This window comes from Chitinophaga agri, assembly GCF_010093065.1.
GTDB classification, from domain to species: Bacteria; Bacteroidota; Bacteroidia; order Chitinophagales; family Chitinophagaceae; genus Chitinophaga; species Chitinophaga agri.
Genome location: NZ_CP048113.1, coordinates 3,701,327 through 3,724,956, shown reverse-complemented (window position 1 = coordinate 3,724,956; position 23,630 = coordinate 3,701,327). Strand labels below are relative to the sequence as shown.

The 23,630-nt window shown below is 46.4% G+C and carries 20 protein-coding genes; 8 read left to right on the top strand and 12 right to left on the bottom strand.

The window, feature by feature from the left end; translation table 11 throughout:
* Positions 1-29: 29 nt before the first annotated feature.
* From GWR21_RS14710 to GWR21_RS14675, 8 genes are all read right to left on the bottom strand, one after another.
* Positions 30-503 (bottom strand): ribonuclease H-like YkuK family protein, encoded by a 474-nt coding sequence (locus GWR21_RS14710; RefSeq protein WP_162332482.1) that lies wholly within the window; start codon positions 501-503, stop codon positions 30-32.
* Positions 504-781: 278 nt separating this feature from the next.
* Complete coding sequence (locus GWR21_RS14705; RefSeq protein WP_162332481.1) at positions 782-1,150, bottom strand: CoA-binding protein; 369 nt, start codon at positions 1,148-1,150, stop codon at positions 782-784.
* An 83-nt stretch (positions 1,151-1,233) separates the two neighbouring features.
* Entirely contained in the window at positions 1,234-2,178 is a 945-nt protein-coding gene (locus GWR21_RS14700) for a TIGR01777 family oxidoreductase (protein ID WP_162332480.1), read from the bottom strand.
* A gap of 65 nt (positions 2,179-2,243) precedes the next feature.
* On the bottom strand, positions 2,244-2,750 hold the full coding sequence (locus GWR21_RS14695; RefSeq protein WP_162332479.1) for a GbsR/MarR family transcriptional regulator: 507 nt from the start codon (positions 2,748-2,750) through the stop codon (positions 2,244-2,246).
* Positions 2,751-2,921: 171 nt separating this feature from the next.
* Complete coding sequence (locus GWR21_RS14690; protein ID WP_162332478.1) at positions 2,922-3,311, bottom strand: VOC family protein; 390 nt, start codon at positions 3,309-3,311, stop codon at positions 2,922-2,924.
* Positions 3,312-3,472: 161 nt separating this feature from the next.
* Positions 3,473-5,107 carry a pyruvate dehydrogenase complex dihydrolipoamide acetyltransferase gene (locus GWR21_RS14685; protein WP_162332477.1) on the bottom strand — a complete coding sequence of 545 codons (1,635 nt, stop codon included), beginning with the start codon at positions 5,105-5,107 and terminating at the stop codon, positions 3,473-3,475.
* 85 nt (positions 5,108-5,192) lie between these two features.
* Complete coding sequence (locus GWR21_RS14680; RefSeq protein WP_162332476.1) at positions 5,193-7,109, bottom strand: DNA polymerase III subunit gamma/tau; 1,917 nt, start codon at positions 7,107-7,109, stop codon at positions 5,193-5,195.
* A gap of 123 nt (positions 7,110-7,232) precedes the next feature.
* Positions 7,233-9,311 (bottom strand): M48 family metallopeptidase, encoded by a 2,079-nt coding sequence (locus GWR21_RS14675; protein ID WP_162332475.1) that lies wholly within the window; start codon positions 9,309-9,311, stop codon positions 7,233-7,235.
* A gap of 285 nt (positions 9,312-9,596) precedes the next feature.
* Here GWR21_RS14675 and GWR21_RS14670 point away from each other — a divergent pair, with 285 nt between their 5' ends.
* Positions 9,597-10,985, top strand: coding sequence for a hybrid sensor histidine kinase/response regulator (locus tag GWR21_RS14670; protein ID WP_162332474.1), 1,389 nt, complete (start codon positions 9,597-9,599; stop codon positions 10,983-10,985).
* A gap of 132 nt (positions 10,986-11,117) precedes the next feature.
* Here GWR21_RS14670 and GWR21_RS14665 read toward each other — a convergent pair whose 3' ends face one another.
* A complete protein-coding gene (locus tag GWR21_RS14665; protein ID WP_162332473.1) occupies positions 11,118-12,287 on the bottom strand; it encodes a hypothetical protein in 1,170 nt (389 codons plus the stop codon).
* A 205-nt stretch (positions 12,288-12,492) separates the two neighbouring features.
* Between GWR21_RS14665 and GWR21_RS14660 the strand changes: the two genes are divergently transcribed.
* The 5 genes from GWR21_RS14660 (at position 12,493) to GWR21_RS14640 (ending at position 17,913) form a co-directional block, all read left to right on the top strand.
* Positions 12,493-13,743 (top strand): efflux RND transporter periplasmic adaptor subunit, encoded by a 1,251-nt coding sequence (locus GWR21_RS14660; RefSeq protein ID WP_162332472.1) that lies wholly within the window; start codon positions 12,493-12,495, stop codon positions 13,741-13,743.
* Between the two features lie 4 nt (positions 13,744-13,747).
* On the top strand, positions 13,748-15,091 hold the full coding sequence (locus tag GWR21_RS14655; RefSeq protein ID WP_162332471.1) for an ABC transporter permease: 1,344 nt from the start codon (positions 13,748-13,750) through the stop codon (positions 15,089-15,091).
* Complete coding sequence (locus GWR21_RS14650; RefSeq protein ID WP_162332470.1) at positions 15,084-16,559, top strand: TolC family protein; 1,476 nt, start codon at positions 15,084-15,086, stop codon at positions 16,557-16,559. Before GWR21_RS14655 ends, GWR21_RS14650 begins: the two co-directional genes overlap by 8 nt.
* A 36-nt stretch (positions 16,560-16,595) precedes the next feature.
* The gene (locus GWR21_RS14645) at positions 16,596-17,198 is read left to right on the top strand and encodes a hypothetical protein (protein ID WP_162332469.1); all 603 of its coding nucleotides are present in this window, start codon (positions 16,596-16,598) and stop codon (positions 17,196-17,198) included.
* A 193-nt stretch (positions 17,199-17,391) separates the two neighbouring features.
* Positions 17,392-17,913 (top strand): GNAT family N-acetyltransferase, encoded by a 522-nt coding sequence (locus GWR21_RS14640; RefSeq protein ID WP_162332468.1) that lies wholly within the window; start codon positions 17,392-17,394, stop codon positions 17,911-17,913.
* 3 nt (positions 17,914-17,916) lie between these two features.
* Here GWR21_RS14640 and GWR21_RS14635 read toward each other — a convergent pair whose 3' ends face one another.
* A complete protein-coding gene (locus GWR21_RS14635; RefSeq protein WP_317165875.1) occupies positions 17,917-19,074 on the bottom strand; it encodes a DUF6600 domain-containing protein in 1,158 nt (385 codons plus the stop codon).
* A 12-nt stretch (positions 19,075-19,086) separates the two neighbouring features.
* A complete protein-coding gene (locus GWR21_RS14630; RefSeq protein ID WP_162332466.1) occupies positions 19,087-19,284 on the bottom strand; it encodes a hypothetical protein in 198 nt (65 codons plus the stop codon).
* A gap of 627 nt (positions 19,285-19,911) precedes the next feature.
* On the opposite strand from GWR21_RS14630, the gene atpD reads away from it, so the two are divergent.
* The gene (gene atpD / locus GWR21_RS14625) at positions 19,912-21,414 is read left to right on the top strand and encodes a F0F1 ATP synthase subunit beta (protein ID WP_162332465.1); all 1,503 of its coding nucleotides are present in this window, start codon (positions 19,912-19,914) and stop codon (positions 21,412-21,414) included.
* 24 nt (positions 21,415-21,438) lie between these two features.
* Complete coding sequence (gene atpC / locus GWR21_RS14620; protein ID WP_146303714.1) at positions 21,439-21,690, top strand: ATP synthase F1 subunit epsilon; 252 nt, start codon at positions 21,439-21,441, stop codon at positions 21,688-21,690.
* 870 nt (positions 21,691-22,560) lie between these two features.
* Here the strand turns inward: atpC and GWR21_RS14615 are convergent.
* Positions 22,561-23,115, bottom strand: coding sequence for a YqgE/AlgH family protein (locus GWR21_RS14615; RefSeq protein WP_162332464.1), 555 nt, complete (start codon positions 23,113-23,115; stop codon positions 22,561-22,563).
* Positions 23,116-23,630: the final 515 nt, after the last annotated feature.

Genomic DNA, 23,630 nt, shown 5'->3' with positions numbered 1-23,630 from the left:
AGCGTGGAATAATCAGTAACAGGAGGCCGTTAGTTCACCACCTTATCAGCGCAACAGCTGCTCGCAAAAGCGTCTGGTTTGGCTTTAAATGCAAACCCCATTCCCAGTATATAACCCATCGCTTCACGCAACGCCAGGTTACTCTTGAACTGCGGATTAGTGTTAATGTCTGCATGTACTTCCATATCTACATCATATTGCGTAAACATGTCGCACAGCTCATAGGCGATCTCAATACTCTTGGCTACTTCAATGAGCATACGCTCTTTGATAGAATAGACATCACGTGTTTTGTCATTGTGGATAAACATGAATCCTCCATGCCCTTCACGCAGAAAAACGATCACTGTTGCAAATTCGGTCTCCAGGCCTTTTACCTGTGAATCTGTACCAATACACACTTTCAGATGAAATCCCTTACCGGTCTCCCGGATAATTGCCTGGCGCACTTCTTCCTTAATGGGCAACTGAATAGGTTCGCCGTTGAATCTTCTCCATTTCATGATAATATATATGATTAGAGTGAATAGGCGTGGTAGTTAAGCTTGTGTAATGCCGGTCTTTCGTGCTAAATCCTTGCTGATGGGGGAAGTATTATATAAGTAATTTACAAAAAATTACGCATGAATCAGGTGGGAGGAACAGGTAATTAATGAGAGATCTGCAGAAGGATCAATGGCCAGGTGGTATAAGATCCGCTCTCTGCCTGAAAGAAGTGGGGAAAACGAATGGTTGAAGACTGCAACGAACAGTCTCCAACCGGAATAATATTCACATTGAATTAATACTGTCCTGTGCTGAGCAGTACCAGCGTACACGCTTCTACCGGCTCAATACCCTTGCTGCTGGCCAGTGCTGCCAGTTCGTCGTTTTCCGCACCCGGATTGAAAATGATCCGTTTTGGATGCAGTTGCAGGATATAGTCATAATATTCCTGCTGACGTGCAGGGTTCATATACAGGGTGACGGTGTCCACATCGGAGACTACCGGATGTTCTTTTGTAACCGGCGTATCGCCTATCTGGGCATCCCGCGCTCCAATAGCCACTACCGGATGGCCTTTTGCAGTCAGTCTGGATACTGCCAGATAACTATATCTGTCCGGATTGGGAGACGCACCTAATACGACCGTCTTTTTCTTATCACTCATAGTATTCCGTTTTAATACACCCGCCAGTGTATAAACACCGGCAGGTGCTTTCTATATAAGAGCAAACATTAAACCATATTGTATTATACCAGGTGGTACCGACGCCTTGGCAGTTGACCAATGATCTGGTTCATGGCAGGCTGAAGTTCCGGGTACCGGAATACATAACCTGCCTGCAACGCCCGGGTAGGCAGGACCCAGCGGCTTTTCAGCAGCAGTTCCGCTTCTGTACCAATGATCCAGGCGCCGATTTTAAGCATCCAGGGGAAGGCTGGCAAGCCAAAGTAATGTTTACCAGCTTTTCTCAGTGCACGCACAAACTCCCTGTTGGTAACCGGATGGGGGGCAGTGCAGTTAAAGGTGCCATCCAGTTCCTTGTTGTCATACAGCCATTCCACCATGCCACAGATATCCGCTATATGTACCCAGCTGAATTTCTGATGACCGGACCCCTGATGGCCTCCCAGTCCGAACTTCATAAGATTCATATAAGGTACCATGACGCCACCCTGATGACCAATTGTTATGCCTATACGCAGCAATGCCTTACGGGTACGCGGAGTCACTGTTTCGTTAAATGATTCTTCCCAGCGTTTACATACCTGCACAGAGAAGTCGTCTTCTATTTCCCCCGTAAACTCATCCATCGGTCTGTCTTCGGCATGCCGGTAGATCGTTGCAGATGCAGCATTGATCCAGAGTGCCGGCGGATGCTGTAAGGTCTGGATAGCCGCTCCCAGTACTTGGGTGGCGTTCGTTCTGCTATCAAATATCTCTTTTTTGTTCTCTTCCGTATAGCGGCAGTTCACACTTTTCCCTGCCAGGTTAATCAACAGGTCCGCTTTTTCGAGGTAATGGGACCAGTTGTCGAGCGTCTTGCCGTCCCACTGTACATACGTGATCCTGTGATGATCTTTTCTAGGTTGGCGGGTCAAAATCACAATATCATTATCATTACCAAAATAATCGACCAGGCCAGTCCCTATAAATCCTGTTCCTGCTGCGATGACTATTTTTGTATTTTTCATGGCTTAGGTTTTTGCCTTTGTTTCGGAACTTTCAGTAAAAATTGAAACATGTAGATAAAAAAATATTACTTGAATAATTTCATGAGCGTGCCATAGAACCAACTCTCCTCTGCTTTCACGAATGAACTGATTGCTTTGTCTGTCTGGTGAGCAAACTTGTTGATATTAGAGATGGATTCTTTAAATGCTTTTACATGTTTGTCTTTTGCATCTCCCTCTACTTCCTGCAGCTGATTCAGGGTTTTGATGATAGGTTCCAGCTCACGACGCTTACGTTCGCGGGCAATTTCTGTCGCTACCTTCCAGATATCTTTCTCCGCAGTAAAATATTCCTTACGCTCACCGGGTATCAGTACACGATCTACCAGACCCCAGTTGATCAGTTCCCGTACATTCATATTCGTATTACCGCGGGAAATGTTCAGTTCCGCCATAATATCGTCAGCGCTCAGCGGATCAGGCATGATCATCAGCAGGGCATGTATTTGCGCCATGGTACGGTTAATACCCCATTGAGCACCCAATGATCCCCAGCTTTGTATGAACTGTGCTTTTGCTTCTGCCAATTTCATGTGATATCCTTCTTTTTCTTACTCAAATGTAAAGGTATGTTATTGAACTTTCAAAAAAAAGTGAAAGAGGTAGGTATAAGATAAACCTATATCTCCTGATTGTCAGTGGCATAGGGATGTAATAAGGGGGGATGCACAGTAAGGAGGTTCCAGAGGGGGGAGGGGACCTTGTTATCCCTGGGAAAACAAGCCGATCCTGTTGCCGTCGGGATCAAAGATGATCGCAAAATATCCCAGATCCCGTGACTCGGATACCGGACGTTTATCCAGTTCTATTTTGCCACCGGCTGCTTCGACACGGTCAAGTACATCGGTCAGATCATCGCCTGCATGGAGATAGATCAATGTGCCGCGCTGACTGGGAAAATATTCGGAGCCGTGTACAATAGCTCCGCCCACACCTTGCTGCTGTCTGTCAAATTGAAAAAAAGCCTTTCTTTTAAAGCCAAGTTGTTCTTCAGGCATTTCATAGTCGAATATCTGGCTGTAGAACTTCCTGGCCCTGTCAAAATCGTGTACAGGGATTTCGAACCAGCTTACCGCATTCTTAGGAGTCTCCATTTAATTTAGTTGTGGGGCCTCCTTAAATTTAATCATTTATATATCAAATCCCAAATTCTACTATTGAATAGCAGCATGTTAAGTTGATCAGCATGGTATAAAAAAGAACAGGCGCCCCGGATGACGGGACGCCTGTTTTATAGGCAGTTGTTGCTTTATAATTATACCAGCATAGTTACCGGATTCTCCAGGTAGCCTTTCAGGGTAGCCAGGAAACGTGCTCCTACAGCTCCATCCACGCTACGGTGGTCACAGCTCAGGGTCAGTTTCATGATGTTTACTACTTTGAACTGGCCTTTCTCAGATACAACAGTTTCTTTGATACCACCTACTGCCAGGATTGCGGAATCCGGCGGGTTGATGATAGCAGTGAATTCGTCGATACCCATCATACCCAGATTAGAGATAGTGAATGTGTTACCGGAGAAATCCTGTGGTTGCAGTTTCTTATTTTTCGCTTTGTCGTACAGACCTTTTGCATCACTGGCGATCTGGCTCAGTGTTTTCTGATCAGCAAAACGGATAACAGGAACGATCAGACCATCTTCGATAGCCACGGCGGAACCAATGTGTACATGGTGGTTCTGGCGGATGAAATCACCCATCCAGCTGCTGTTTACATCAGGATGCTGACGCAGTGCCAGGGCAGAAGCCTTGATCACCATATCGTTGAAGGAGATCTTAACAGGAGATACTTCGTTGATAGCTTTACGTGCTTCCATCGCTTTATCCATGTTAACATCTACTTTCAGGTAGAAGTGAGGAGCGGAGAATTTGCTTTCGCTCAGGCGCTTAGCAATTACTTTACGCATCTGGCTCAGCTGGATGTCGGTATGACCTTCCTGACCAGCTGGGGTGAATGATGCCGCCTGTGCAGCAGGAGCAGCACTTGTTTTAGCAGCAGGAGCAGCTGAAGGTACGTAGCTGTCTACGTCTTTCTTCACGATTCTGCCGCCATCACCGGAACCAGTAACTTTATTGATATCGATACCTTTTTCTTCAGCCAGTTTCTTCGCCAGCGGAGATGCTTTCACACGACCGTCTTTGCTTTCAGCAACTTCAGGTGTAGCTGCAGGAGCTGCGGATGCAGCCGGAGTTGCTGCTGGTGCTGCTGCCTGAGCGGCTGGTTTTGCACCACCTGCGCCTTCAGCAGCCAGGATAGCGTCTACATTGGTACCTTTTTTACCTACTATTGCGATAATGCCGTTTACTTTCGCAGCATCGCCTTCTTTAACGCCTACATACAGCAGTTCGCCGTCAGCATAACCAATAACTTCCATGGTCGCCTTGTCGGTTTCTACCTCAGCCAGTACGTCGTCGCTTTTTACGGTGTCGCCTACTTTTTTGTTCCAGGCTACTATCTTACCTTCTGTCATCGTATCGCTTAACAGCGGCATACGGATCACAGTAGCATTTTTCAGTGCTTCTGCAGCAGCTGCGCTGTCTGCATTGCTTGCGGCAGGAGCCGGAGCGGAAGCTTCCTGAGCTGCTGGCTTAGCCTCTGGTGCGGCCTGGCCATTATTATTTCCTCCACCTAGTAAGGACTTGTAGTCTTCACCTGGTTTCCCTACAATAGCTATAATCTCATTTACTTTAGCAGCCTTACCTTTCTCGACACCAATATATAATAGAGTACCTTCCACATAACCCATTACTTCCATGGTGGCTTTATCTGTTTCCACCTCAGCAATTACGTCGTCTGCTTTTACGGTATCACCTACCTTTTTATGCCATTCCGCGATCACCCCTTCAGTCATTGTGTCACTCAAAAGGGGCATTCTGATAACTTCTGCCATAGTATTTATCCAAATTTTGCCCAAACCTACAAAAGAAATGCGAATTGTGAAAGTTAGATTAAGGAAGAAATTTCCTTAATCCACTTTAAAAATCCAGTTCCATATTCAACTTCTCTTTCAGTTCTTTCACCAGCGGATACTTTTCAGTCATTTTCTGGAACTGCTCGCGACTGGAAAGTGGCGCGGGGCCAATGTCCTGTGTTTGCTGTGTTTCATCAAGCGACAAAGTCAGTACAATGGCCGGGTTCTGAAATTTATCTTTAAAGAATGCAGAAATGGACAATTTTTCTTCCTCCATGAACCGGAATTGCACAATATTTCTGCTCACAATCCCGATTTCTTCCGCTCCGATGAGTTTAATCTGCGCCAGTTGAAGATTACTTACGACTGTCATTTTGTTAGCCTGTCGGAACCGGTCAATGAACTCATCCCAGTAGACAGTCAGCGCGCCTGCTGTCATCGGAATCGCCTGTTGAACGGTCTGCGTCTGCTGCTTCGCTGCCAGCGCTTCTTTCATGGCAGCCAGTCCGGTCAGTTTTGGTGTGCTGGCTGTAGCCTGCCCTGCTCTGGGAGCAGTAGCAGTAGCCGTGTGACCATTATTAGATGGTGTCGTTTGTGTAGTTGCCGCTGGCGGTGTTACCTGCGCCGGACGTTGTACCGGCTGTGCTGGTTGCGCCGAAGGGGTTACCGGCTGAGCGGGTGCGGTTGGTTGCCCTCCCTGTGATTCTATGGTCAGCCGGGCTTCGTTCGAAGCAATGGTTGCAGTAGTGGCCGGTTGACCAGTCATTGGTTTCGCATCTGGTGTTGCCTGCGCGAAAGAAGACCTCAGTTTCTGCGGCACTGCTCCATCAGCTACCAGTTTTTTTTTTACAACTTCCCCCGTCTGATCGTCGCTTACGAGAGTGACCGCCTGCTGGAGGAAACACAGCTTGATCAGCGCCATTTCCACATGCAGTCGCTTGTTACGCGCCATACGGTAGTTGATCTCTGTCTCATTCAGCAGGTGAAGGGCCGTAACCAGGTAAGCGGGGCTTACTCTGCCGGACATCTGTTTGTACCGGTCTTTCAGGTTACCCGATACTTCCACCAGGTGCAGTACCCGGTCTTCTTTACTCATCAGCAGGTTACGGAGAAACTCCGCCCACCCGTTCAGGAAGTTATCTCCTTCGAAACCCTTCTGCAGGATCTCGTCAAATATCAGCAGGGCGCCGGCTACATCCTGTTGCAGCACGGTCTCCATTACTTTAAAGAAATAATCGTAGTCCAGGATATTCAGGTGCTCCAGCGTATTCTGATAGGTGAGATGCCCGCCGGTAAAACTCACGATCTTATCCAGTGTGCTCAGGGAGTCACGCATACACCCGTCCGTCTTCTGGGCAACCAGGTGCAGCGCATCTGATTCTGCTTCAATATGCTCCTTCTGACAGATTTCCTGCAGATGATCTACAGTATCCTGTATAGTAATGCGTTTAAAGTCAAATATCTGACAACGGCTCAGGATCGTTGGGAGGATCTTGTGCTTTTCGGTGGTTGCCAGTATGAAAATAGCATAGGAGGGTGGCTCTTCCAGCGTTTTCAGGAACGCATTGAATGCAGAAGAACTGAGCATGTGTACCTCATCTATGATATAGATCTTATATTTTCCTGCCTGCGGTGCAAAACGTACCTGCTCCACCAGCGTCCTGATATCATCTACCGAGTTGTTGGAGGCAGCATCCAGCTCGTGGATGTTAAATGAACTACCCTCATTAAAGGATGTACAGGAATGACATTGGTTACAGGCTTCGCCATCCGGCTGGAGATTCTCACAGTTGATTGTTTTGGCCAGAATACGGGCACAGGTCGTTTTACCCACACCTCTGGGACCACAGAACAGGAAGGCATGCGCCAGCTGACTATTGCGGATCGCATTCTTCAGTGTGGTGGTAATATGTGATTGTCCGACTACGGTTGAAAAATTCTGTGGACGGTATTTACGGGCTGAAACGATAAAATTCTCCATATATGCATACGCATTCGCGAGGGTCGAAAGTACAGAAAATTGTCGACAGTCCCTAGACACTGCCGGACAGTTCGTAGTACCTGGCACTGAGGGAATAACTTACATATTAGGAAAATCAGTTTGTCAATGTTGGAGTGATAACTCACTATGATCAATACAGCGGTACAGAAAATCCTTCTTCATGAGGGTAATACTGTTATTGTAATGGTCCGATACCATCACACTGACCTCATGCATGGTTTCCAGGTCTTCGGCCACTGGTTCATGCTCCTGCAGATAAGGATACTGATATTGCAGGAAGTGTACGACCTTTTCCCGCAGTTCGGGTTCCCATAACCCGCTGATGTGAGACTGGTGTAGCAGGTCATGTAGCAGCTCATGCAGCTGCTCCGCTTCTTTTCGTACTATCCGTAGCTGGGCGGCTGCCTGTGAAGGGGTGTTACTTTTGCTTAAAAATGCCGGAATGCTTTCCATGATCATGCCTGCGATATCATTCAGCATAGTGGCCCGGGACTGGTGCGCGACGATACGTGTGTACTGGTCCTGTAAACTGGTGGCTGCTTCCATTGCCTGCCGCAGGGCAAATGTATAGTGATAACGGAGGGCCAGCTGGTCCTGCATCTCCAACCATTCTTGATCTCTGGCTATCTGCTGTTGCAGTTCTTCCAGTATCTTCTCTGCTTCAGAATTATGGTACTGCTGATGCTGGTAGGTGAACTGTGCTACCTGGATCTCCCGGTGCATGATGGCCTGTAGCGTAGCTGCGTCCTGCACGTCTCTGAAATAGTGCCTGATACGCTGCCGGAATTCTTTCGGGTAGAGCGTTTGCATAGTGTACAACACCTGCTCCTCTTCTGAGAACGGTTCCAGTCTGCCGGCCGGAATTGCAGTAAACGGGCGGTTATCATAGTAGTGATTGTATTGTGCAGGAAAGGCATATTGCTCGTGCACATCCTCTATTTCCCTGATGATGTCATTGGCTGGTACCCATTCTTCCGGCCGGGCCTCCGGCGCCAGCACCTCATAGATCTGCCGGGACATCTGTTCCTGCAGCAGATCGGCATTGTGAAACAATGTCCAGGCACTTTGCGGAATCTGCACACCCGGTACATTGGCTTCCAGGTAGCGTTGTTCTCTTTCTTCCTGTGTAGGATGAGAAGCCCACTGATCACGGAACTGGACCTGACTTCTCACGGTGGTGCTGAACTGGTCATCGTTGTACTGCGGCATCTCCTGGTGATCGAGCGGAGTGCTGTGCTGTTTTGCATGGTATTTTATCAGCATGCTGTGCGCTTCGTAAATATTCCGGATGAACCGTTGCTGATGTGACCAGGTACTTACTTTTTGAAGTAACTGCTGAAAACTGGCATTACTCATTTCAGCTCTCCGCATGGCAGAGATCGCGGTATCAGTTCCGCAGATAGAAACCGCCACTTCGTCCGCATTAAATTCCATTTCACGGCTCAGACGCATATATTGTCTGTTGATCAGCTCATGCATTTCACGGAAGAGGAAGTGCAATCCGGCCGCCATTAAAAGCAGTAAACGGGATAATAACGCGGCAGGCAATCCCTTATTGGATAGCCAGATAATCGCATTACGCCAGCCCCTGTTCTCATACAGGATATTGTAGATGATCTTATTGATCGTGTAGACATGCAGTACAAGCTTCATACTGCGTTGTGAGAAATGTCCGAATTCATGCGCGAGCACCATTTTAAATTCACTGATATTTAGGCTGTTGACCATGCCCAGTCCGATGACCAGATTCTTATCTGCATCGCTGAACAGGCCTGCCACTCCGGGAGAATGGAACACGACTGCATTTACATCCGGTACCAGATATACTTTCCTTGGAAGTGGTGTGTTCGTTTGCTGTACCAGTTTATGGATAAAGTCGAACAAAACAGGTTGCTCTTTTTCCGTCACAACAGTACGGTAGGGAATGGTGTCTTTATGACGATTGAAAAGAAAAAGCATGACAAAAAGTGTCTGCATCACACCTAGTAAAAGTAGGCCGGCACCGGCTATGGATGTCAATATACCTGACAATCCCTGGTAGGAAGCATACAGGATAATTGTGCTGCCTGCCCAGACACAGGCTGCCATTAGCAGCAGCGAGCATAATAACAAAATAATGTAGGTGATGTAAAATAGCAGGATGCCTCCCGTCATTCTCAGGACCTCTTGTCTAAAGTACATACCTGGCGCCATATTACTCATAATCTCAACTGTTCATGGGAACCTCTGCATTGGTGTTGGACATAGCGGTTAACAGGTTGTGGATGGGCATGTTAACGCCTGATAAATATAATTCTATTTTTGTCCCGGAATATAACACGAAAGGGAAATAATTTTCCATCTCACCGCTTTTAGTTAAATTCGGTACATCATTTCTTCTGATAAAAGACCGGGATTAGTACAGCCAGGAAGTCTTGTTAATTGTGTGTTCTCCGCCAACGTTTTTTCAACTTTTAAACGCATACGATGTATCAGTCGGTTGCTCTTGAATATACCCCGTTCGTTCTCTCTGTATTCGTACTTGTGGATGTGAAATCTGTTAACAATACTCCTGTTCCGGCGGTCATTACTGTTACTGACCTGTCATTCTTTTTACCTGTGCTGCTAGTGGCATTACTCCTTTTTGCACTGTACTATATCTGGCGTCTTCGTCAACAATTAATACACATAAATCGTACCGGGAAAGCACTGGCACAGGCGCGGGTGAATATGATCAATAATATCAGTCAGGAAGTGCGCACGCCACTTAACGCGATTGTTGGTTTCAGTGAACAATTACATTATACATCACTCGATGTCGATCAGCAGCAACTGCTCAAAAATATTGAAGAAGCAGCTGGTGTGCTCAGCCGCATGCAACAAAACTTTCAGGAGCTGGCCTGGTTGCAGAAAGGTGAACTGCAGCTCGATACTGCTCCGTTCTCTCTGTACAAGATTTTCAGCAGCAGCACTGAGCGTGCAGCAAAAATTGCACAAAACAGACAGTTATTTCTTGAAGCCATATACGAAGGTGATAAACAGATACAGGTGACTGGTGATGGAGAACGGCTAGGCCGGTTACTGAGCATCCTCCTGGAAAATGCCATCCGTTATACAGATGCCGGCAGTATACGTTGCCATATGAGGGTAGACAGGGAACTGGCAGGAGAAGTCAGCGTATCGGTGAGTGTTACCGATACAGGCCGCGGCATTGCGCCGGAAAGACAACCGCTCATTTTTGAGTACTATCTGCATAATACCTTACCGGCAGTAGGCTCTCCCCACGGTGCCGGTATCGGACTGGCGCTGGCGAAAGCGCTGGTAGAACTGCATCATGGTAGTATTGGGGTAGATAGCGTACCTGGCAAAGGAAGCAGTTTCTTTTTTACGATGGCGTATGAAGTATTGCCCGTTCCACAGACGCTGATCATTACCCAGAAAGAAATAGAACAAATGGCCACTGGTCAGTTTATGAAAGGGCGGTATATATTAGTGGCTGATGACCAGGAAATGAACCTGGCACTGATGGAAAAGATCCTTACCCGCTGGCAGTGCCGCTTTGATAAAGCACCTGATGGCATGGCGGCCTATGAGTTATTTGTTAATAATAACTATGACATGGTGCTCCTCGACCTGCAAATGCCGCGTATGACAGGTCTGGAAGTGGTCAGAAGGATCAGGGGAGACAAGGAGCCGCAGAAGGCGCATATTCCTGTACTGGCGCTGACGGCAGATACCACCATGCCTTCCAACAGGGAATTCATTGAAGCCGGGTTTGATGACTACCTGCTGAAACCGTTTCGAGAGAAAGACATCTATAATGTGATCATCCGTCACCTCCGTCCGGAGAACGTCTTTGTTAAAACGCCTCATTAGCCGGCTCTACGGCTACTGTTCAGCTCACAGTTACCAGCATAAGATAAAGCAAAATGGTCCGCCTGGCGGACCATTTTGCTTTATCTTATAAGACCGTCTTTGGTGGCTGGTCTTCCTGTTTCCTGTCTGCTGCTATCTTACGCCCAGAATAGGGTGGCGTTCATACGGCTGGTTCCTGTCAAAAAGGTAACGGTAGGTGGTGAGCCTGCGGCTGATATAGGTACCCAGACTTTCGGCGATATTGATCATTTTAGGATTGAAATCACCGATCCACTGTAATTCGTACTCTTTATAGGCAAGTTTTTTCTGAATGATCTTGGCAGCCTCAATAATGATGTATGAGTCCACTCCCTTACCCTGAAACTCAGGAATCACCCCAAATACGATACCCGTAAATTTGTTGTTCTTCTTCCTTAATTTAAGGAAGAGAAATAAAAGTTTCTGGAGGATGCCGAATTTCCCATTCATGTGTTTGAAGAGCTGATTGAGCTCCGGAATGTTCAGCCAGCAGCCGATAGGCTCATTTTTATAATAGGCAAACCAGACGATTTTTTCATCCATCACTGCTGACATCTGCTTGAAGATAGCCAGTGCCTGTTGTTTGGTGATATCTTTTCCTCCGTCATGTCCGGCCCAGGCCTTGTTATAGATGAAGGTGAAGTCGCCGGCATATTTATCCAGGTTCTTTTTATCAATATATTCCGCGCGATAATCAGGATCTTTTGCAATAGCCGCATGCCTTTCGTAGAACTTTGGCTGTAGCTGGGTGTCAACACTCATTGCGTAGCAGATCTGGTGAAAGAAGGGCTGAAAACCATAGTTTTCCAGCAGCTGCTGGTAGTAAGGTGGATTGAAGTTCATGCCGTACAGCGGTTCGTGAAAACCCTCTACCAGCAGTCCCCACCAACGGTCGCGCTCTCCAAAGTTGATCGGGCCATCCATCGCGCCCATACCCCTTTCTCTCAGCCATTCACGGGCAGTATCAAACAGGAAGTTGGCGGTTTTCTGATCATTGATACAATCAAAAAAGCCGACACCACCCGTAGGCTGCTTGTCGCCTTTGGACTTATATTTCTTATTCACAAATGCGGCGATACGACCGATCAGTTTCCCCTTATCGTCTTTCAGGATCCAGCGGACGCATTCGCCCTGCCGGTATGCCTTGTTCTTCTCGGGATTGAAAACCAGATCTATATCCTTATCCAGCGGGCGTATCCAGCCCGGTACATTCTTATTCAACTGAACATGCACGTCGATAAACTGCCTTGCAGTCTTCTCGTTATTTACGATCACCAGTTCCATAGGGAAGCTAATTTGAGGTGCAAAAATAGGTTTTTTACTGATAGTCGATAGGGTTGGGTAAATGACGACTGGATTGCACCCATCCGTCGATAATGATTGCAGATACAGGTACTTTTAACATTTATTTTTCAAATGGACGATTACTTTTATAACGTGTCTGTAGCAACTCAGTGTCCCGGCCTTTCCTAATTCCATTTTACCCACTATGCTTAAAAAGAAAAAATGGCTGCTAGCTGCCATTGTTGTGCCTGTAATTGCAATCTGTTATTTTGTATTTGCTGGTAAAGCTGCCGATAGCAGTATAACAGCCAAAGTCCGCAAAGGAAGTTTCCGCGATGTCGTGAATAGTTCCGGTGAACTGCTGGCTGAAAATACTGTCTATATCTCCGCACCTGCCGATCTCCAGTCTAACCAGATCTATGAAGAGATCAAGATCCAGGAAATGGTGAATGAAGGCTCCCGCGTGAAAGAAGGAGATTACATTGCGACCCTTGACCCAACGTTAGTGAATAAACGTATCAGTGATACACAGTTGTCGCTGGAAAAGTCGAATGCAAACATTACCCAGACGGCGCTTGATACTGCGCTCACGCTCAGAGATGCGCGCGATCAGCAGACCAACCTCCAGTTCACCATGGAACAAAAGAAGCTTGCACTGGAACTCAGTAAGTATGAGCCCCCGGCTACGATCCGCCAGGCAGAGGTCGATCTCGAAAAGGCACAGCGTGATCTTGTGCAGATGAAAGAAAATTACAAGATCAAACAAAAACAGGCGGCTACGAAGATGCAGCAGGCCATGCGTGAAGCCGAAGAGTTCAATAAGGTCATCGGCAGACTGGAAGAGCTGAAAAGCCGTTTCGTTATTAAGGCACCTAAAAATGGGTTATTAGTATATATTACTGACTGGTCTACCGGAGGTAAAAAGAAAACAGGGTCTGTCGTGCGTCCCTGGGATCCTCGCGTAGCCATGCTGCCGGACCTTTCATCCATGTTATCCAAGGTGTTCATCAATGAAGTGGACATCAGTAAAATTCATCAGTCACAGAAAGTGACAATGGGACTTGACGCCTTTCCCGAAATAAAAATGGAAGGTGTTGTTAAAACAGTGGCGAATATCGGAGAAACCCGTCCGGGTGCCACAGCGAAAGTATTTGAAGTAAATATCAAGCTCAATAAGGTGGACTCTATTCTGAAACCGGGGATGACTACCTCCAATAACATCCTGATCAGCGAAGTGCCTGGTAAGCTGATCATCCCGCTGGAGGCTGTTTTCGCCGAAGGCAAGACCAGCTTCGTCTACCTGCGTAAGTCAGGTAACATCACCAAACAACAGGTGCTATTAGGTAAATCCAATGATGAAGAAGTAATTGTTGAAAAAGGACTGGCAGAAGGAGATGTCGTATGTCTCTCTGAACCTGCGTCAGCAAAGGAATCCAAAATAACGACTTTAAAATAGTGTAATGCTGGACCGCAATTTCAACAACCTATATATCGCCCTGGACTCCCTCGGCGCCAACCGGTTACGGTCTTTTCTGACGGCACTGGGCATTATATTCGGTGTGGCTGCTGTAATCGCCATGCTGGCTATAGGTCGGGGCGCACAGGCAGAGATCCTCGATCAGATGAAGCTCGTTGGTGTGAATAATATTGTTATCAAGCCAAAAGCAGAAGACAAGAAAGATGATGATCAGCAGAAACAGTCGGAAGACAAGGAGAATAACAACAAATCCTCCAATACCAAAGCACGTTTCTCAAAGGGACTGAGTGTGGCCGATGCACAGAGCATCCAGCGCATGATCCCTACTGTAGCTGCTATCAGCCCTGAAATGATACAGGAGAAAGATGTGATATATGGTTCCAAAAGCAGTAAACTCAAAATAGTAGGTATCGAGCCTGCATTCTTTTCGATCAACAATATCAGAATAGGTGCAGGTAGTTCATTTAATCAGCATCAGTTGTTATCGGGAGATGGTGTATGTGTGATCGGAAGTGATGTAAAGCGAAAGTTTTTTATTGCAGAAGATCCTATTGGTAAAACCATAAAGTGTGGTGTGCAATGGCTGAAGATCATTGGTGTGACAGAAGAAAAGGCTATTTCTAAAACGACCAAAGATAACCTCGGTATCAGGGATTACAATCTTGATATCTATATTCCGATACAGACATCGCTGATACGATATCAGAATCCGTCCCTTTATCTCGGTGCGGGAGAAGAGAACTGGGGCGAACAACCGCAACCAGGTAATAAGATCTTTCATCAGCTGGACCAGTTAGTGATACAGGTACACGATGCAGAATCCCTGTCTGAGTCAGCGACGATCATCAGCCGGATGCTGCGTCGCCGGCACAATGATGTACTTGACTTTGAGATCACTATTCCTGAACAGCTGCTGAAACAACAGCAGAAAACAAAGGATGTCTTCAATATCGTACTGAGTGCTATCGCAGGTATATCCCTGCTGGTAGGTGGTATCGGTATTATGAACATTATGCTGGCTTCTGTACTGGAGCGTACCCGCGAGATCGGTATACGTCTGGCACTGGGTGCGCAGAAAAAGGATATTGTGATGCAGTTCCTTTTCGAGTCAGTACTGATCAGTCTTACAGGAGGCATAATAGGCGTGATACTGGGCGTTTCAGGCGCTTACCTGGTAGATAAGCTGGCGGATATCCATACTATTGTCTCCGGTATTTCCATTTTCATATCCTTCGTGCTGGCATCAGCAGTAGGACTCATCTTTGGTATTTCCCCTGCCCGTAAAGCGGCACATAAGAACCCGATAGAATGTTTGCGACATGATTAAGACACGTATCCTGTTTACACTTTGTGGATTGTTAACCTGTTCTTTTACCTATGCACAGCAAACATTGTCTTTGCAGGGTGTGGTATCACAGGCACAGCAGCAATCACCTTCCTATTATAAGGCGCGCAGCAGTGCGCTGAATAGTTTGTATGCCTACCGGTACTACGTGGCAGGACGCCGTCCGCAGCTGCGGCTACAGGCATCCAATAACAGTAGCTTCCTGGGTAATATAGAAAGCATCCGTCAGCCGGATGGAACCTACGCGTTCAGCCGTAGCTCCTATTCCTACACCTTTACGAGCCTGGCAGCTGACCAGATCGTACCGTTCACCGGCGGACAGTTATCTGTTGCCACCAACCTGCAACGTAACGATGTATTTGATCCATTCTCGAGTGTAGGTTATCTGTCCACACCGTTTATGATCAACTATTCTCAGCCTACAATGCTGTACAATCCCTACCGCTGGGATGCCCGTATACAGCCCTTATTATATGAAGAATCCAAGAAGGAATACATAGAAGCCCTGGAACAAACCGGGTTACAGGCATCGGGTTTTTTCTTCAATGCGTTGATGGCACAGCAGCAGGAGTTAATATTGCAACAGAACGTCGCCAATACCGATACACTGTACCGGATATCAAAAGGGCGGTTTGAGCTGGGGAAGATCGCAGAGAATGAGTTGTTGCAGATAGAACTGAACCTCCTTAACGCCCGTAATAACCTGGAGCAGGCTGCTCTTAATAAAGAGATCGCCTACCGGGAACTGACCCAGTTCCTCACCTTACCCAAAGGGGCATCCATACAGGTAGCCTTACCCGATACGATCCCGTCGCTACAGATACCACTGGAGACAGCACAACGGGAAGCACAGGACAACCGGCAGGCCGTATTAAGTTTCCGCCGTCAGCGACTGGAAGCGGAGCAAACGGTGGCCGAGGCAAGAGGGAACAACGGCTATCAGCTGAACCTCTCGGCCAACTTCGGACAGGCACGTCAGGGAAGCTCGATAAAGAATGCTTACGGAGGTGGAAATCTGCAGCAAAACCAGTTACTGAGTGTTGGGGTGTCTATTCCGATCATAGACTGGGGAAAGGCCCGGAATCGTGTCAGACAGGCGAAGGCTAACCAGGAACTGGTAGAGATAGATATACAGCAACAGGAACGTAATTTCGAACAGGAGATCTATCTGCAGACACAACAATTCAACATCCAGCGTAAACTGCTGGAAAGTGCGTCTAAGGCGGATACGATAGCGAAACAGCGATATGAGATCACGAAGCAACGTTATTTCATTGGGAAGATATCTATTACAGACCTTAATCTGGCGCAAACGGAGAAAGATCAGGCGAATCAGAACTATATAAATGCACTGCGTTCCTTCTGGACGTCTTACTATACCGTCAGGCTGCTGACGCTGTACGATTTTGAGAAGTCTCAGAAGATCAGGTATGAATTTACAGAAAGATGAGTCCGTAGTTGGCACTATTTTTTCTACTCGCTTGGTATGAAGCGACAAGCAGGGTATATTATTGTAATCTTCTTCCTGATCATTTTCCTGGTATTGAGCTATTCCAGGCAGCAGAAGCGTGTGAAGCAGGTATTGTCTGAGAACGGACGCCTGATCAACGAGAACCGCGACCTGAGACGTTCTCTTGATGTCAATAGCCAGACGGCCCGGCAGATTGCCGACAGGAGAGAAATAAGACAACGTACCGAGGGTACATTTGTAGAACGCCGTACATATTACCGCCGTAACTGGAAACAGTTTATTTCGGTGAATACAAGTGATTACCGTACCGGTTTTCTCGGAGGTATCAAGGACCTGAAGATCATCGTAAGGAACCAGGCAGAATATCCGCTGGATAATGTGGTTGTCTCTGTGCAGTACATGAAGGGTAATGGCGATGTATTTAAAACAGAGCAGTATACCATCAACGATGTGCCGGCAAAGGGAACCAAGTCGGTAGACGCGTCTGCCAGTCGTAAGGGACAGAAGGTATCACTACACCTGCAAAGTATTACCAGTCAGGCAATGAACTTCTGCTGGTCTGTTAATAAGCCTGCGGCACCCGGATCAGAAGATCCTTACATGTGTGTGCCACAGTGATCATTTGGATTATACGTCTTTTAAATATTAATCTTGGGTTCTCGTTTGTGAGGTACTGCTGTGGTTTTTGGACGAAACTACAGTCAGTACCTCTGGTATTTTTGTACGCACCTGCCCCTCACTGATCTGTAGGTTCTGATCATCTGATACCGGTCATGCCTGTGTGTAACCACTTGCCTTACCTTTGTGGCAAATGTTGTCAATACGCTATTTATTATCACCCGTTAACATTCCTGATCAGGTCATACAGTTGTATGAACAGGCCTTCCCAGTGGAAGAACGTAGGAACCTGCCTGCCCAGCAAACATTACTCAACAGTGGTGCATTAAGACTGGCACTGCTGGAAAATGATAATGTATTTGCCGGGTTTGTCTTTTACTGGCAACTGACGGACTTCGCTTTTATTGAACACTTCGCCGTGAGTCCGGAGCAGCGGGGAGCAGGTATTGGTAGCGCCGTAATGCGGTTAATGGAACAGGAATATCCTTCTATCGTACTGGAGGTTGAACCACCTCATACGATTGATGCGCAGCGCCGGATCAGGTTTTACGAAGGACTGGGATTCGAGACGTATGCATTTACTTATCTACAGCCTCCCTATCAGGCCGGCGGACAGCCTTTGCCGATGCTGCTCATGCAAAAAGGTATGCCCCCGGAGGAACATACCTTTACAAGAATTAGTACTGAAATTTATCTCGAAGTTTATGGCTGCTGATTGTTAACGGCCACCTCTGGTCGCTCTCTCACCACGCGGGGAAGAAGGCGCAGAACGCTGCGGCTGTGCCTGTTGCGGTTGTGGTTGCGGCCGGGACGGTTGTACCTGCGGACGCGACTGAACCGGAGGTTGTACCTGTCTTGGTTGTGGGGGCGCTACCATCTGACGGGGCTGCGACTGTGGCTGTGGACGAGACATCTGAGGCTGTGGAGGTCTCGATGTTGGTCCGGGAGCCGGCGTTGGTGTTATCGGTCTGGATTCCGCCCTGTTGTTAAAACGGTCAGGCCGTGAGTTGTCAGGTCTTGGACTGGTATTCGCCGGATTCGAAGGGAATACAGGCCTTGTAGACGGAGTAGAAGGAGTAGACGGAGCCGGCGCAGATGGAGCCGGAGTGGGTCTGTTGGGAACGGTACCATTGATATCCGGACGGTTCGTATTACCCCTGTCTATTGTTCTGCCAGGTGTCGGCACGTTATCAGGGCGGCCATCGTTGTTCCTGTCAGGAATATTGTCCCTGCGTACGGTCCTTCCGGGACGATCGGAATTGTTCCGGTCGTTGTTGTTATTACCATTTGTGAACGAGTTATTCCGGGAAGGTTGATTCAACGAAGCCGGTCTCGGGCGGTACATGCTTACCTGACCGCGGTCTACAGAAGCACGTCCGGGACGGGCGCCATCCACTACACGTACCGGGCGGATTTCATTACGGGTGTAACGTTCCACATCCCGGGTAGCGGGACCACGGTAGTAAGTCCGGTTATTGATGATCGTTGTATTATTGATGATGGTTGTATTGTTATATACATTAACACGCCTGCTTCTATCCACATAGTAGTGATTCACACGAGGGCTGGTAATGTATTGACAGGGTACGAAAGACCAGTAATTCACCGGAATGTTCACACTGACACCAATGGTCATACCAGGGCCAAGCGGCGCCCATCCATAATAATCCGGGCTATTCCTCCAGGAAACCCATGCAGGGCCCCATTCAGTACCTGGGATCCACATCCAGCCATATCCGTCGGCAAATGTCCAGCGGCCGTAGTGGAACGGCGCCCATCCCCAGTCATAGTCAGACATCCATGTCCAGCCATAATCGGTGTAAACCCAGTGACCAGCAGTGGCGTAGGGCTGGAAGTCCGGGCCGGCGTTAGGTATCCATACCTGTCCTTAATTACCATAGGAGGTCCAGCGGCCATATGGGCTGAGCGCATCATAGAAACCGGATACGGAAACCTGCGTTTCCTGATACGGCTGCTGGTATGACTGCTGGTAGGCGTAAGGCTGTGACGAAGCACAGGAGACGGCAGTGACGGACAGCGAAGCTATGATCACAGATAAATAAATATATTGTTTTATGTTTTTCATATTGACTGTTTTAATAAAGGGTGTGGCAACTCATAATTTGTCCTTAAACAGGAATTGTATAGCGACTTACTTTATTGAAGGCAATAAAATTTAACGGTGAACGAATGCGTGGTATATAACAGTTGATCAATTGTTAAGGCTGAAAGCTGGCCTGAGTATCTTAGTATAGATCGATAAAACGGTGTCAGATATTAGCTTGGTGAATATAAAACAATATCTGTGCCTGATTCACTAGATCCTTACCTGTAAAGGGTTTGATCAGTTTGCTTGTCTGTTTTTTTAGCAAAATATTCACAGAAACCGTTAAAAAAACGTTAGTGGACGAGCAGGCTGGAAGTTAGCAGGGCTAATGAGTTATAACATTTTATAATATTATCACCTGCTTATAATAAAAAATAGTTATCTATCAGGGAGAATACGTAATTTCAGGATAGGAATCGCTAAATTGCATTCCACATTCTTCAACTTTTGCCTTTAGAACTAATTGACTTACAACTAAAAAATGAAGTCTGTGGACGACCGTCTGCGGTCTGTTTTACTATTTTTTGAATTTCCCCTATTAACAATTACCTTTGCGGCAAATTTAACAAACCGCTCATTTTAAGCATTTATAAACCTCTTAAAAATATGCCTAACACAGGTAAGATCAAGCAAATTATCGGTCCCGTGGTGGACGTCCACTTTGATGGAAAGTTGCCCGAAATCTACAACGCATTGGAAATTACCCGCGAGAATGGTCAAAAGGTAGTGCTGGAAGTTCAGCAGCACCTTGGTGAAGACAGCGTTCGTTGCGTGGCGATGGACTCTACGGATGGTTTTGTGAGGGGAATGGCCGTAACCGACAAGGGTACTCCAATTAAAATGCCGGTGGGCGAAGGCATCAAAGGTCGCTTGTTCAACGTGGTAGGTGAGGCTATTGATGGCTTGGGTGATGTAGATAGCACCGATGGTTATCCAATTCACCGTAAACCACCTAGATTCGAAGATCTGGCAACAGATACAGAAGTATTGTTCACTGGTATTAAAGTAATCGACCTGATCGAGCCTTATGCAAAAGGTGGTAAGATCGGTCTGTTCGGTGGTGCTGGTGTAGGTAAAACAGTATTGATCCAGGAGCTGATCAACAACATCGCAAAAGGTTACGAAGGTCTGTCCGTATTTGCGGGCGTGGGCGAGCGTACCCGTGAAGGTAATGACCTGATGCGTGAGATGATCGAAGCTGGTATCGTAAAATATGGTGAGAAATTCCAGGAGTCCATGGAACATGGCGGATGGGATCTCAGCGCAGTAGATAAAGAAGGTCTGAAGAAATCTCAGGCTACCTTCATCTTCGGTCAGATGAACGAACCACCGGGAGCACGTGCTCGTGTGGCATTGTCTGGTCTGACCATGGCAGAATATTTCCGTGATGGCGATGGTACTGCAGGTGGTGGTAAAGATATCCTGTTCTTCGTTGACAACATCTTCCGTTTCACCCAGGCAGGTTCTGAAGTATCGGCGCTGTTAGGTCGTATGCCTTCTGCGGTAGGTTACCAGCCAACCCTGGCAACAGAGATGGGTCTGATGCAGGAGCGTATCACTTCCACTAAGAATGGTTCCATCACTTCCGTACAGGCGGTTTACGTACCTGCGGATGACTTGACTGACCCGGCTCCGGCTACAACTTTCGCCCACCTGGATGCTACCACGGTACTGGATCGTAAGATCTCCGACTTAGGTATCTACCCTGCGGTGAGCCCACTGGATTCAACTTCGCGTATCCTGTCTCCATCTATCGTAGGTGAAGCACACTACAACTGTGCACAGAGAGTGAAAATGATCCTTCAGCGTTATAAAGAGCTGCAGGACATCATTGCGATCCTGGGTATGGATGAGTTGAGCGACGAAGATAAACTGACTGTATCCCGCGCTCGTCGTGTACAGCGTTTCCTGTCTCAGCCATTCCACGTAGCAGAACAGTTCACTGGTCTGAAAGGTGTACTGGTACCAATCGAAGAAACTATCCGTGGTTTCAACATGATCATGGACGGAGAAGTAGATGAGTATCCTGAAGCAGCATTCAACCTGGTAGGTAATATCGAACAGGCTATTGAAAAAGGTAAGAAACTGCTGGAAGCAGCTAAGAACTAATATTTTTCACCCTTAACTTTTAATATGTTATTAGAAGTATTAACACCTGAGAGAAAACTGTATTCCGGCGAAGTGTATGGTGTACAGCTGCCAGGCATTGACGGTCTTTTCGAAGTGCTGGATAAGCACGCGCCGTTGATCGCTGCCCTCGGCAAAGGCAGGATGAAGGTGCTGAAGGATAAAACACAGAGCGAGTTCTATAACATAGAAGGTGGTTTCGTGGAAGTCTACAGAAATAAAGCAACTGTGCTTGTTGAAGGAGCGGAAGCGAAGTAATTAGGAATTAGGAATTGGTCATTTAAACGCCAGCTTCCTGATGAGAAATCACCAGCAATAATTGCCTTTAACAGCATAGATAATAGCTTACAAATAATAAAAGAGAGGTACTTTAAAAGTGCCTCTCTTTTTTGTTATAATCTATTCGCTATATCCGGGATTGTATTGTATGTAAAATTGTACCGCACAATCATCTGTCATTGATATTATTTGTAGTATGTGTCCCTTAATTCCTGATTAAAAATAAATAGGCCGGGTATGATTACCCGGCCTTTCTTTTTGTCCTAACTATTCCAATCTAATTAATAAATAACCCTGTTCTAAGCTCAGTAAGATTACTGGCCAGGGCGTTGCACAAATCAGGTCCCGGCTGCGCAGAAAATACATCCTGCAGCGGCACTAGGGCCTGTTCCTATGAAAATGAATATTTTATGTTTATGAATGATTTTATTGCTTCAACCGACTGAAATAAAGTCTGCGACCCTGAATGAAAAAAGGGCCTTCTACTTACTTCGTTCTGTTAATTGTTTTAGTTCTAAATATTTTATATCCAGGAAGGTGTAAACGTGTCTGGTTTGTCCTTCATAGGTATTGATATTCGGTTATATTAGATTCCTTCCCCTACGGTGTCCTATTCTTATAGGTTTACAAACAATAGAATGCTCTGACTACATTACTTTATTGCCTAAGCAAGATATTTGATTTTTTTTAAATATCCTCGTTTAAGGAAGATGTTTTGGGCAATAGGAAAGCACCCATTGACGTTAGTCGTTGGCCCTCAAAGTGTAGGCTGATAATAATTTTTGAACTTTTTTTTCCACAGGTGGTGTTATACCTGTTCTACCGGCATACGTATTGGCATACACGTAGCTAATTGAGTAATGGATCTATCGGGAAATTAGCCATGATAGCAAAGTTGGCGCCGAGGTTCTTCAATGCCTGCTGCCATATAGTCTGTTCGTTCTCTTCAAAAATGAGTGGTACGTTATTCTCTGATAAGATCCATGATTTTTCATTTAGTTCATTCTCAAGCTGTCCGCTGCTCCATCCGGAATAACCAATAAAAAACTTGATCTTATTCAGGTCTAGCTGACCCGTATTGATAAGTGATACAACCTGGTCAAACTCACCCCCCCAATATACGCCATTGCTGATCTCAAATCCGCCCTTTATTAATTCAGGTTGCTGGTGTATAAAGTGAATAGTATCTATCTGTACAGGCCCGCCATAGAATACCCGGATGTTTCCTGCCAGTACTTCTGGTACCAACTCATTCAAAGCCTGATCAAACACTCTGTTGAGTACAAAGCCAAAGCTTCCCCTGCTCTCCTGATGTTCACACAGTAATACGACTGTGCGTGCAAAATGCTGGTCTTTGAGAAAAGGGTCGGCGATCAGTAATATTCCAGACGACAAAGAAACCATACACTAACAATTTTATCACTTACCCAAATTTAACTAATTGAAAGCAAGTATAGTAGTATTTGTTGGAGAATTACTTGCCAGTTTCATGTATTGTTTATAGAGGAAGGGAATCATTCCCATAGCAGCTGTAAAAGGGCTTTTAACGGTGTTAAAATGCGTATAAAAAGTAAAAGGAGGCTAGAAAGCCTCCTTACCATTTTATCAACCAAAATCTAAATCGCTTATGGAAACGAAATCCATGTCGATGTATGTAGAAATTTAAAAATTGCTAGTTTGATAACCAGTACATCAAATTTAGTACCAGTTTGATAAGGCAAATGTACAGAAGATTGTCCAATTACAAATATTATTTACCAGTTAAAATTACGTTAAAGTGATGTTTTATTCCCAAACTGAATACAGATAACGGTTTCCAGCTTTTAAATTTGTATTAATGTTGCTATAGCAAGCAATGATTTTTAACAATTCAGGTGCTGGTACCCTCGTTCTTTGTAAGTATCTTGTGCGCCTTAGTA

Excerpts from the sequence above, each read along its gene's own strand:
- GWR21_RS14710 (WP_162332482.1), bottom strand. The coding sequence starts at position 503 with ATGAAATGGAGAAGATTCAACGGCGAACCTATTCAGTTGCCCATTAAG.
- GWR21_RS14705 (WP_162332481.1), bottom strand. The coding sequence starts at position 1,150 with ATGAGTGATAAGAAAAAGACGGTCGTATTAGGTGCGTCTCCCAATCCG.
- GWR21_RS14700 (WP_162332480.1), bottom strand. The coding sequence starts at position 2,178 with ATGAAAAATACAAAAATAGTCATCGCAGCAGGAACAGGATTTATAGGG.
- GWR21_RS14695 (WP_162332479.1), bottom strand. The coding sequence starts at position 2,750 with ATGAAATTGGCAGAAGCAAAAGCACAGTTCATACAAAGCTGGGGATCA.
- GWR21_RS14690 (WP_162332478.1), bottom strand. The coding sequence starts at position 3,311 with ATGGAGACTCCTAAGAATGCGGTAAGCTGGTTCGAAATCCCTGTACAC.
- GWR21_RS14685 (WP_162332477.1), bottom strand. The coding sequence starts at position 5,107 with ATGGCAGAAGTTATCAGAATGCCCCTTTTGAGTGACACAATGACTGAA.
- GWR21_RS14680 (WP_162332476.1), bottom strand. The coding sequence starts at position 7,109 with ATGGAGAATTTTATCGTTTCAGCCCGTAAATACCGTCCACAGAATTTT.
- GWR21_RS14675 (WP_162332475.1), bottom strand. The coding sequence starts at position 9,311 with ATGTACTTTAGACAAGAGGTCCTGAGAATGACGGGAGGCATCCTGCTA.
- GWR21_RS14670 (WP_162332474.1), top strand. The coding sequence starts at position 9,597 with ATGTATCAGTCGGTTGCTCTTGAATATACCCCGTTCGTTCTCTCTGTA.
- GWR21_RS14665 (WP_162332473.1), bottom strand. The coding sequence starts at position 12,287 with ATGGAACTGGTGATCGTAAATAACGAGAAGACTGCAAGGCAGTTTATC.
- GWR21_RS14660 (WP_162332472.1), top strand. The coding sequence starts at position 12,493 with ATGCTTAAAAAGAAAAAATGGCTGCTAGCTGCCATTGTTGTGCCTGTA.
- GWR21_RS14655 (WP_162332471.1), top strand. The coding sequence starts at position 13,748 with ATGCTGGACCGCAATTTCAACAACCTATATATCGCCCTGGACTCCCTC.
- GWR21_RS14650 (WP_162332470.1), top strand. The coding sequence starts at position 15,084 with ATGATTAAGACACGTATCCTGTTTACACTTTGTGGATTGTTAACCTGT.
- GWR21_RS14645 (WP_162332469.1), top strand. The coding sequence starts at position 16,596 with ATGAAGCGACAAGCAGGGTATATTATTGTAATCTTCTTCCTGATCATT.
- GWR21_RS14640 (WP_162332468.1), top strand. The coding sequence starts at position 17,392 with ATGTTGTCAATACGCTATTTATTATCACCCGTTAACATTCCTGATCAG.
- GWR21_RS14630 (WP_162332466.1), bottom strand. The coding sequence starts at position 19,284 with ATGAAAAACATAAAACAATATATTTATTTATCTGTGATCATAGCTTCG.
- atpD (WP_162332465.1), top strand. The coding sequence starts at position 19,912 with ATGCCTAACACAGGTAAGATCAAGCAAATTATCGGTCCCGTGGTGGAC.
- atpC (WP_146303714.1), top strand. The coding sequence starts at position 21,439 with ATGTTATTAGAAGTATTAACACCTGAGAGAAAACTGTATTCCGGCGAA.
- GWR21_RS14615 (WP_162332464.1), bottom strand. The coding sequence starts at position 23,115 with ATGGTTTCTTTGTCGTCTGGAATATTACTGATCGCCGACCCTTTTCTC.